The organism is Pseudomonas sp. GP01-A4, from assembly GCF_058780865.1.
The window spans coordinates 1-10,415 of sequence record NZ_JBYSWF010000123.1; the positions used below are offsets into that span (position 1 = coordinate 1).

Below are 10,415 nucleotides of genomic sequence, written 5' to 3' on the forward strand. Positions count from 1 at the left end.
GCCGAGTGGTGGGGCAAGAGCGTTTTGCTTACTTTTGCGCTTTTCAAAAGTGAGCCGCTGTAAGAGCGGAACCAATATCAGCCATAACCGAAGAAACGGATATGTACTCAATCAACCCCGACCCACCTCAACATCCCTCCCCGAAGCCCCAATCCTGCGCAACAAAGGCAACACCTCCGCCCCCACATGAATCGACTCTTCCAGATGCGGAAACCCCGAGAGAATAAAGCTGTCCACCCCAAGCTGGTGATACTCCTCGATCCGCTCCGCCACCCGCTCATAACTCCCCACCAGCGCCGTCCCGGCCCCGCCCCGTACCAGGCCCACACCGGCCCAGAGGTTGGCCGAAACCTCCAGCTCCCGCGCCCCACGCCCACGGCCTTTCATCAACTCGGTCTGGCGACTCTGCCCCACCGATTCATACTTGGCCATCTGCCGCTGCGCCTGGTCAATGGCGTCCTTGGGTATCTCCTCCAACAGCCGCTCCACATGCGCCCAGGCCGCCTCGTCAGTGCGATCGGCAAAGATGTGCAAGCGCAACCCAAAGCGCAACGTCCGCCCCTGCATCGCGGCCAACTCACGCATCCGCAGCACCCGCTCGGCAATCATCGCCGGCGGCTCACACCACATCAGGTACGTCTGCCCATGGGCAGCCCCCACCTGCTCGGCAGCCTCGGAGGCGCCCCCAAAATAGATCGCCGGCACCTCGGCCCCAGGCGCCACCGGCGTGTTGATCCCACTGCGGTAGTAGCGCCCCGGATGCGCCGGCTGCTTTCCAGCCCACACCGCCTGGAACACCTGCAAAAACTCCGCAGTACGCGCATAACGCTCATCGTGTTCGAGAAAGTCCCCCAACGAACGCTGCTCAAAACGGCTGGACCCCGTCACCACATGCAACGCCAGGCGATTCTCGCTGAGCAATTGCAAGGTCGCCGCACGGTGGGCGGTATAGGCCGGCAGCTCCATGCCTGGTCGCAACGTCAGGAGGAATTTAAGCCGCCGCACCTCCTGGGCCAGCACCGCGGTAATCAGCCACGGATCCTCGAAACCGCTGGCGGTGGGCACCATGATCCCGTCGAACCCGGCCTGTTCGGTAGCCCGCACGATCTGGCGCAGGTAATCGAGGGTGGGGGCACGTTCGCCTTGCTGGAACAGCCCGACCTTGGGCAGGCCGCTGCTGGTGAGGTGGCGGCCGTCGCCATTGGTGGGCAGGAACCAGTCGAGCTGGATCGGGGGGCGAACCTCAGTGTTCATGGTGCAGGCGCTCCTTGCGCAGGCCGTGTTGAAAAAGCAGCGGCAGGATCTGTTCACCAAAGCGCAGCACTTCGCCGACCGCCGGGCCGCCTTGCAGGATGATGTGGCCAAGGCCCAGGCCGTGCAGTTCCTGCAGGCGCGTGGCGATTTGGCGGGGCGTGCCCACCAGGATCAACGGTTGGCCAGGGTGCAGTTGCAGCAGGTTCGGGTGGATCTCCCACTGGCGCAACGGGTGACGGTCGCGGGGCACGGTGGCGATGCGGTGGTTGGGCAGGTCCTGGGTCGGCAGCAGGGCGGCGGCGGTTTCCCAGGCCAGGTCCTCGCTGTCGCCGATGACCAGGCCGAAGGTACAGGCAAAGGCCAGGCCCGGCTGAAGCTGGCGCCAGCGTTGTATTTCCTGGGCCAGCCACTGCGGATGCCCAGGCCGCAACAGGCAGACCTGGGCGTGGCCAGCCACCAGCGCGTGGCTTTGGCTGTCGTCCAGCACCAGTGGCGGCGCGGGCAGTTCGCGGCGGGCGACGCCGGCGTTTTCCAGTTGGAAATAGCGGCCTTGATAATCCAGGCCGCCGTCATTCGGTGCCAGCAGTTGTTGGAGAATCTCCAGGTATTCGCCGATGCGTTCGCTGCGCTGGTCGCGGTTCAGCCATTCGCCAAACGCACTGCGCAGGCTGCCTTGTTCGCCGTCGGGCAAGTGCAGGCGCACCCGGTGGCTGCTGATCGATTGCAGGCTTTGCAGGGTGGTGGCCAGGGCCGCCGGCAGCATGACTTCCGGCGGTACGCTCACCGACAATTGCACCCGTCGGGTGTGGGCGCATAACGCCGCCGCCACACCGAGGCTGTCGGCACACAGCGCGCCGCCGGGGATCCACAGGCCGTCGATGCCGGCGTATTCCACCGCCTGGGCCAGCTGGATCCACTGCCCCGGCCGCGCCGCCCAGTCGGGGGTACAGAGGGGCATCAACCAACTGAATTCAAGGGGCATACACGGGCTCCATAGTTTGGCATCAGCATCACGCGTCGTCGTAGCAGCTGTCGAGCCCCGGCGAGGCTGCGTTCGCGGTGTATCTGGCACACCGCTACGCAGCCTCGTTTCACTCGACAGCTGCTACGGGAGCTGACGCTTTCAGGGCGTTTGATCATCCTACTCTCGTCCTCGCCATCCGAGGGCCGGGGCGATGTCCCGGGCGATGATTTCCAGGCGCTTGAGGATCTGCGCCTGGGTCGAGCTTTCGGCCTGGACCACGGCGATCACGTAGTCAGCATAGGGCAGCAGGGACGGGTCCTGTTGCAGGCTGGCGATCACTTCGTCGGGATGGCCGTGGTGCACGTTCATCAGGCGCAGGTGCTCCTGCAGGTCCACGGCTTGATCAATCAGGCCTTCGCGTTGCAGGCGCGGGATGTGGCGCTCGATATCCACCGCCAGTTCCGCTTGGGCACTGGGGCGATCCGCTGCCGGGAAAATTGCCCGCACCACGCCGATTCTCGGTGGGCGATCGATGCGGGTCCAGGCATTCAAGTAGGCATCGGCCAGGGGTTTTTGCACCGTCAGCGGATCGTGGGTGGCGGTGCCCAGCAGCAAGCCGTTGCCCTGGCTGGCGGTGTATGCCGCGCCTTCGAGGCTGCCGTGGGAGTGCCACAAGCGGCTGCTCAAGCCGGTTGCTGGCGGTTGCAGGGTCAGCGCGCTGTGGGGCATCAATGCCTCGCCGTCGAGTAACTGCTGGACCTGCTGCTGGTGTTCGCTGAAATCGACCTGGCGTTGCACGGCATCACGGCCAAACGCGCTGAAATTGTCGAGGTTGGCGCCGCCGCTGCCCAGGCCCAATTGCACCCGGCCGCCGCTGAGGGCATCGAGCACACTGGCGTCTTCCGCCAGGCGGATCGGGTCTTCGAAAGGCAGCACGATCACCCCGGTGCCCAGTTCGATATGCCGGGTTCGCTCGGCCACCGCCGCCAGCAATACCAGCGGCGACGGCAGCCGGCCAAAGCCGTTGCTCAGGTGGTGCTGGGCAATCCAGCCACCGTCGAAACCGAGGGCCTCGGCGACTTCGAATTGTTCGATCAGGTCGCGGTAGACCTGCTGTGGATCGTCGCCAAAGGCGTGGCTGAGAAAGCCCAGTTTGAAGCTCATGTCAGGGTTCCTTGGGGCAGTGTCGGTTGCCAGCCCAGGGCCGGGGCGATCTGTTCGCGGATGATTTCCAGGGCACGGATCGCCTCCCGCAGCGGGGTGCTGGCGGTCTGTACTTGCAGCACCAGGTGGTCGTTGGCCGTCAGGCTCGGCCCTTGCTGCAACTGCTCGATGATCTGCTCGACCGGGCCGTGCAGGATGCCGAGGCGCCTGAGGGTGGCGTCGAAATCATCATCCACCGGCGCCTTGTACACGCCGATGCTCTGTTGGCGTTGCACGTAGGCCTGGATATCGTTGCGCGTGGCGGCGTCCGGGTTCGGGATCAGCGCCTGTACCCGGGTGACACGGGGCGGGGTGCCGTTGTCACCGGTCCAGGCGTTGCGATAGCGCTTGACCAGTTCTACCCCGGCTTCGGGCGGCAGGTGCGGGTTGGGCGCCATGATCAGGCCGTGGCCGCGCTCGGCCACCCGTTCCACCCGTGAGGTGGCTTCCCAGATTCGCTGCCCAAGGCCGGCTGCCCGTGGCAACAGGCGCGAGCCGCTATCGGTCAGGGGGGCGTTGCCCAGGGCATGGATCAACTGGTGCAGGTGCTGCTCATAATCGCGGTGGCGCGCCTCAGGCTCACGACCGAATGCGGTGAACGTGTCGGGATCAAAACCCGCACCCAGGCCCAGCTCCAGCCGGCCATTGCTCAACAGGTCCAGCACCGAGGCGTCTTCCGCCAGGCGCAGCGGCGCTTCCTGGGGCAACACGATAATCCCGGTGCCCAGGCTGATCCGCCGGGTGCGCTGGGCGATGGCGGCAAGCAATACCAGGGGCGAGGGCAGGCGGCCGTTTTCGCTGGCGAAGTGGTGCTGCGCCACCCAGCCACTGTCAAAGCCCAACTCTTCGGCGACCTTGAACAACTCCACGGTGTCGCGGTAGACCTTGGGCTCGAAGCCGGGGCTGTAGACCCGGCTGAGAAACCCCAGGGAAAAACGCGAACTCATGGCTGCACCTCGCGGGCCAGTTGTTTTTGCAGCGCCGGGCCGGCATTGATCGACTCAGGCAGGCCGCTGAACGGGCTGATGGTCAGGTAACCCTTGTTGAGCCATACCGCCTCATCCTGCTTCTGCTGCTCGGCGGTGGCGGCGGGGCTGTACTGGAAGCCGATGCCGGGTTTGCCCGGCAGTTTGAATTGCTTGAGGTCGTCGGTGTACACCGCTTCAAAGCCCACGTAGCTGCCGATGCGGGTGAGTTTCACGCCCTTGATCTGTGGGTCTTTTGGCAGGTTGATATTCAGGCCCAGGCCCTTGGGCAAGAGCGCGCCGTCGGGCTGGCGATGCTGGTCCAGGGCATTGACCAGCTTCGCCACCAGTTGCGCCGCGCGTTGTGGGTCTGCCTCCTTCAAATCGGTGCTGACTGCCAGCGCCGGAATGCCCGCCTGCACCGCGACACTGGCGACGTTGAACGTGCCGGAAGCGCTGTTGATCGCCCCCAGGTTATTCCCGGGGTTGGGGCCGACGATCACCAGGTCGGGGTGGGCCATGACTTTTTTCAGGCCCATCAGCAAGGCCATCACCGGCGTGCCGCTGATTTCGATCTGCACGTCTTTGCCGGCGCATTCGGGGCTTTGGCACACGCCGTTTTCAGTGGTGCTGATGTAGTAACTGTCGGGGTAGGCCGGGTCGTCGTCATGGCCAACGGTGACTTCGCGACCAAAGAAAAACGCACCGCCCCGTGCGCTCTGGTCGGCCTGCGGTGCGGCAATCCGCACCGTATGCCCCTGGGCCTTGAGCTCGGTGTACAGGGCGCGAATATTGGGGTGCTGATAACCGTCGTCGTTGCTCAGCAAAATGTTCAGGGCAAAGGCCTTCGAGACGAACAGGCTGCCGACTGCCAGCATCCATGCGCTGCGCTTCATGGTGTGACTCCCTGGGTAAAGCGATTGGCCGGGCGCGGCAGGCCGAGGTTTTCCCGCAGGGTGGTGCCTTCGTATTCAGTGCGGAACAGCCCGCGTTGCTGCAGCAGTGGGATTACCTGCTCGACGAACAGGTCGATGCCACCCGGGAAGTACGGGAAGAACACATTAAACCCGTCACAGGCACGGGCTTCGAACCACCGCTCGAAGAAGTCGGCAATGTCTTCGGCGGTGCCGATTATCGGGTTGCCGGCGGTCAGGTGCAGGTACAGCTGGCGGATGCTCAGGTTCTGGCTGCGGGCCAGTTCCAGCAGTTTGTCGCGACGGCTGCCGCGCTGGCCTACCGGGGTTTCCGGCAGCGGGCCGTCGAGGTCGTAGCCCGACAGGTCGATGTCATCGCCCAGGGTGTCGGCCAGGAAGCGCAGGCCCAGCACGGGGTCCACCAGGGCCTGGAACTCTTCGAACAGCGCCTGGGCCTGTTCGCGGGTTTCGCCGATAAACGGGGTGACACCGGGCAGGATCTTGATGTGGTCGGGGTCACGGCCAAAGGCGGCGGCGCGTTGCTTGATGTCTTGATAGAAAGCCTGGGCGCCGGCCAGGTCATGGTTGACCGCAAAAATCAGCTCGGCAACGCGGGCGGCGAGGGCCTTGCCGGGTTCCGACGCACCGGCCTGCACCAGAACCGGATGGCCCTGTGGAGGGCGGGCGACGTTGAGTGGGCCACGTACGGAAAAATGTTCGCCGCGATGATTCAGGGTGTGCAGTTTGGCCGGGTCGAAATACTCCCCGCTGGCCTTGTCGCGGGTGAAGGCGTCGTCGTCCCAGCTGTCCCACAGGCCCTTGACCACATCGTGGAATTCTTCGGCGCGCTGGTAGCGGTCGCCATGGTCGATATGGGTTTCGCGGCCGAAGTTCCAGGCCTCATCCGAGACCACCGAGGTCACCAGGTTCCAGGCGGCGCGCCCTTTGGACAGATGATCGAGGGAGGCGAACTTGCGGGCGATATGGTACGGCTCGTTGTAGCTGGTGGTGGCGGTGGCGATCAGGCCGATGTTGCTGGTGACGGCTGCCAAAGCGGCCATCAGGGTCAAGGGTTCGAAGTGTTCGGCGCGGGCAGTGCGGCTGAGGGCGTCATGATGATGGCCCCACAGGGCGACCACGTCGGCGACGAACAAGGCGTCGAATTTGCCGCGTTCGGCGGTTTGCGCGATGTGTTTGAAGTGCTCGAAATCCAGGCTGGCATCCGCCTGGGCCAGGGGATGGCGCCAGGCCGATACATGGTGGCCGCTGTTGGCCAGGAAGGCCCCCAGCTTGAGTTGATCGGTACGTCGGGTCATGGACAGGCTCCCGCAAAAGGTCAGGCGCAGGGCCGGCGAACCGGCCCCGCGGGCTGGGTCAGAAGGCGTACGTCACGCCGGTGTACCAATAGCCACCGGTGGTGCCGTAAGGCGAAAAGGTACCGTACGGGAAGCCGCCGGAACTGCTTACCAGGTCGGTGCGTTTCGGGTACTTGTTGAACAGGTTGTTGGCCCCCGCATTCAGGGTCACGGCCTTGGTAAGGTGGTAGTCGATGTTCAGGTCGGTGATCCAGGTCGGCGCGAAGTTGCGGTCGTAGATCTCGGCGGTGCCGTACTCGGTGTAGGAGCCGTAGCGGGTCAGGTTGAGGCTGGTTTCAACCTTGTCGTAGGTCCAGGTGGTGCCCAGCAGCAGCTTGGATTGCGGCAAGCCGTACTTGAGGTTGCCCTGGCGCTGGCGGTCATAGCCACCGTCCGGGCCGAGGGCCTGGGCGGCCACGGTCGAGGCGTGGATCGAGTCGATCTGGGTGGTGTTCCAGTTGAAGCCGGCGCTGTATTTCAGGCTGCCATAGGCACCGATGTCCTGGCGGTAGTCGCCCACCAGGTCGACGCCGCGGGTGGTGGTGTCGAGGGCGTTGGTGAAGTAGGTCACCGCCTGGTTCGGGTTGAGCCCGGCGGCGGCGAGGATCGCGCTGATTTGCGGCGTGCCGCCCAGGTAACCGGTCTGGGCGATGCGGTCCTTGATCACGATCTGGTAGGCATCCAGGGTGATGTTGGTGTTGTCAGTGGGTTGCAGGGTCAGCCCGATGCTGTAGTTGGTCGACTTTTCAGGCTTGAGGGTGGTCGCGCCCAGGGCCTTGGCCACATCGGAGTTCACCGCCACGTTGCGGTAGTCGAACAGTTGCCCGTTGACGCTGGTTTGCGAGGTGGAGCTGTAGATCTGCTGGGCCAGGGACGGTGCGCGGAACCCGGTGCTGACGGTGCCGCGCAAGGCCAGGATCGGGGTCAGCTGGTAGCGGGTGGAGAACTTGCCGTTGGTGGTGGTGCCCGAGCCGTCGTTGTAGTGCTCGTAGCGCCCGGCCAGGTCCACGTGCCATTTGTCGGTGAGGTCCTGGCCGATCTCGCCGTAGCCCGCGAGGCTGATGCGGCTTTTTTCGGCGGCGTCGGCCGGGGTGGTACCGGCACCGGAAATGGTCCCGGGTGGAATGATCGCGCCGTTGGCACCGGTGTCGAACGGCCCGCTGGCGTAGGAGGCGAGGTCACCCTTGCCGATCTTGTAGTCTTCGTAGCGCTGTTCCAGGCCCCAGGAAATCTGCGTCGGCTTGTACAGGCCGAGGTCGAAGGCGCGGGTCAGGTCGAGGTTGTTGGTCCACTGGCTGAAGGTTTTTACGCCGGTGTCGACCGAGGTCGGTGAGTTCGGGCCGTAGCTCAGGTTGTAGGTGTCGGTGAGGGTGGCCCGGGCATGGTCCTGGCCGTAGGTGCTCGACAGGTCATAGTCCCAGCCGGCGGCCTGGCCCTTGCCGCCAAACGCCACCTGGAAGTCGTCTTCGATGAAGCGCAGGTTGTCTTCGATACCTTCCGGGTACGGGGTCTGGATACCGTTGAACGACGGCGGCTGGTGGAATGCCAGGGGCTTTTCCGAGTTGCGGTGGGTGTAGGTCGAGAACGAGTACAGGGTCAGCGCGTCGGCGACCGGCAGCTCGGCGTTGTAGCCGAGGCTGAAGTTCTTCGCCTCGGGCAAGCCGGTGCCGTAGTAGGTGTGGCGTTGGCTGGTGTTGCCGGCACTGTCGGTGTACGGCGCCGCATCGGAACGGTCCGAGACGTCCTGTTTCTTCACGTCCAGGGCGAGGTTGATGAAACCGTCGTTGGGCAGGGCCAGGCCGACATTGCCGGTTTGACGCACGGTTTCGCCGTCGCCGTTTTCATAGTTCTGGCCGTAGGTGGTGGACAAGCTGCCGCCGTGGTCGGTTTGCTTGAGCACGATGTTGATCACGCCGCCGATGGCGTCCGACCCGTATTGCGCCGAGGCGCCGTCACGCAGGACTTCGATGTGATCCACCAGGGCGGTGGGGATCATGTCCAGGTCCACCGGTTGCGAGCCGGAGTTGAGGGAGGTGGCGTTGTTCAGCAGCGCGCTGTTGTGGCGGCGCTTGCCGTTGACCAGCACCAGCACCTGGTCGCCGTTCAAGCCGCGCAGGCTGATGGGGCGCACGATCGAGGTCGAACCGAAGCCCGACGAGGCCGGCTGGTTGAGGGACGGCAGCACCTTGCTCAAGGCACGGGTCAGGTCGCCCTGGCCGGTGGCGAGCAACTGCTTGGAAGAAATCACGTCCACCGGCGCCGGGCTGTCGGCCAGGGTGCGGGCCTGGCCACGGTTGCCGATGACCACGACGGTGTCCAGGGGGTTATCGCTGGCCGGGGCGTCGGCGGCGAGGGTCAGGCTGCTGTAGCTGACGGCCTCGCACACGGCGAGGAACAACAGGGTATGGGCGAAAGCCTTGCCGGGTTGGCGGCGGCCTGCGGCGCGTGATGGATTCATGATGTGCAACACTCCAGTGTGGTTAGGCAACGGGCCTTGTTCGAGGACGGCTTGTTAAGTTCAAGCTCTGGTGGAGGCAGGAGAGCAAAGGCTGTGCCATCGCTGAAAAGTCTTGGATAACAAGGAGTTGTTGGAGGGTTTACGGGGCGGGTGGTGTTTTTCTAACAGGCGGGAGGGCAGGGTGTTGGTTTTTGTGCAGGGGATTTTTTCGCGAAGCTGCTAGCGTACGCTGGGCCGGGGGAGCGCCTCCTTGGCACACCCCTTGCTCTCCCCACGCCATACCTAAACCCAAGGAAGCTTTTCTGTATGCCTAGACCTGGCCCGCGCAACGCCCTCACTGATATTCCCGGCCTGGAGGTTGGCCACGCCACAGACCTGTACGCCGACACCGGTGTCACGGTGATCCGCCCGGATGGTTTCTGGACTGCCAGTATCGACATTCGCGGTGGAGGCCCAGGTGGTCGCGAAACCGCGGCGCTGGAGCCGGAGAACATGGTGGGCCAGCTGCACGCGCTGGTGTTTGCCGGTGGCTCGGTGTTCGGCCTGGCGGCGGCGGATGCGGTGGCGGCGAAGTTGTCTCAGGACCAGGTGGGGTTGCATTTGAAGCCGGGTGCGCCGGCGATTCCTATCGTGCCGGCGGCGGTGTTGCATGATTTGGCCAATGGCGGGGACAAGGATTGGGGTCTGGAGCCGCCTTACCGGCGACTGGGGTTCGAGGCGCTGGCCAATGCTGGTCCGGAGTTTGAGCTGGGATCTGTCGGGGCCGGGCGTGGGGCCATGGCGGGGGTGTTGAAAGGCGGGCTGGGGACGGCGTCCCTGGATTTGGGCGATGGGTTGGTGGTTGCCGCGTTGGTGGTGGCTAACCCGATTGGTTCGGTCTACATGCCGGATGGCGAGACGTTCTGGGCGTGGCCCTGGGAGGTGGCGGGGGAGTTTGGCGGGGCGCGGCCGGTGACGGAGATGGATTGCAGTGATCCGATGCCGGAGTTGTCGCGGCTGGATTCCATGGGGCGTCTGCAAGCGGGGGCCAATACCACGCTGGTGGTGGTGGCGAGTACGGCGCGGTTGACGGTGGCGGAGTGCAAGCGGGTGGCGATCATGGCGCAGGACGGGATTGCCCGGGCGGTGCGGCCAGCGCATTTGCCGTTTGATGGGGATACGGTTTTTGCGTTGGCTTCGGGGGCAGTGGAGGTGGCGGATGGGCCTCGGCGGCAGGTGGAGATTGGGCGGATTGGGTCGGCGGCGGCTGATTGTGTGGCTCGGTCGATTGCTCGGGGGGTGTTTGCTGCGCGGGGTTAGGGT

At 64.8% G+C, this 10,415-nt stretch carries 8 protein-coding genes; 1 reads left to right on the plus strand and 7 read right to left on the minus strand.

All coding sequences use genetic code 11. The features are described 5' to 3' along the window. Nucleotides 1-111 precede the first annotated feature (111 nt). The 7 genes from AC3WKX_RS33485 to AC3WKX_RS33515 all read right to left on the minus strand — a co-directional run bounded on the left by AC3WKX_RS33485 (nucleotide 112) and on the right by AC3WKX_RS33515 (nucleotide 9,113). Nucleotides 112-1,254, minus strand: a complete 1,143-nt coding sequence (locus tag AC3WKX_RS33485; protein WP_003218626.1) for an LLM class flavin-dependent oxidoreductase — start codon at nucleotides 1,252-1,254, stop codon at nucleotides 112-114. Further along, the gene (locus AC3WKX_RS33490; RefSeq protein WP_087695234.1) at nucleotides 1,244-2,236 is read right to left on the minus strand and encodes an LLM class flavin-dependent oxidoreductase; all 993 of its coding nucleotides are present in this window, start codon (nucleotides 2,234-2,236) and stop codon (nucleotides 1,244-1,246) included. The genes AC3WKX_RS33485 and AC3WKX_RS33490 overlap by 11 nt, the downstream gene beginning before the upstream one ends. Before the next feature lie 159 nt (nucleotides 2,237-2,395). Beyond that, nucleotides 2,396-3,382, minus strand: coding sequence for an LLM class flavin-dependent oxidoreductase (locus tag AC3WKX_RS33495; protein ID WP_102606460.1), 987 nt, complete (start codon nucleotides 3,380-3,382; stop codon nucleotides 2,396-2,398). Continuing rightward, nucleotides 3,379-4,368 (minus strand): LLM class flavin-dependent oxidoreductase, encoded by a 990-nt coding sequence (locus AC3WKX_RS33500; RefSeq protein ID WP_102606459.1) that lies wholly within the window; start codon nucleotides 4,366-4,368, stop codon nucleotides 3,379-3,381. The genes AC3WKX_RS33495 and AC3WKX_RS33500 overlap by 4 nt, the downstream gene beginning before the upstream one ends. After that, a complete protein-coding gene (locus AC3WKX_RS33505; RefSeq protein ID WP_102606458.1) occupies nucleotides 4,365-5,282 on the minus strand; it encodes a 5'/3'-nucleotidase SurE in 918 nt (305 codons plus the stop codon). Before AC3WKX_RS33505 ends, AC3WKX_RS33500 begins: the two co-directional genes overlap by 4 nt. Continuing rightward, complete coding sequence (locus AC3WKX_RS33510) at nucleotides 5,279-6,616, minus strand: LLM class flavin-dependent oxidoreductase (protein ID WP_102606457.1); 1,338 nt, start codon at nucleotides 6,614-6,616, stop codon at nucleotides 5,279-5,281. The genes AC3WKX_RS33505 and AC3WKX_RS33510 overlap by 4 nt, the downstream gene beginning before the upstream one ends. Nucleotides 6,617-6,674: 58 nt before the next feature. Then, the gene (locus AC3WKX_RS33515; RefSeq protein ID WP_003218616.1) at nucleotides 6,675-9,113 is read right to left on the minus strand and encodes a TonB-dependent receptor plug domain-containing protein; all 2,439 of its coding nucleotides are present in this window, start codon (nucleotides 9,111-9,113) and stop codon (nucleotides 6,675-6,677) included. A gap of 306 nt (nucleotides 9,114-9,419) precedes the next feature. Between AC3WKX_RS33515 and AC3WKX_RS33520 the strand changes: the two genes are divergently transcribed. Continuing rightward, entirely contained in the window at nucleotides 9,420-10,412 is a 993-nt protein-coding gene (locus AC3WKX_RS33520) for a P1 family peptidase (protein ID WP_003218615.1), read from the plus strand. The last annotated feature ends 3 nt before the right edge of the window (nucleotides 10,413-10,415 follow it).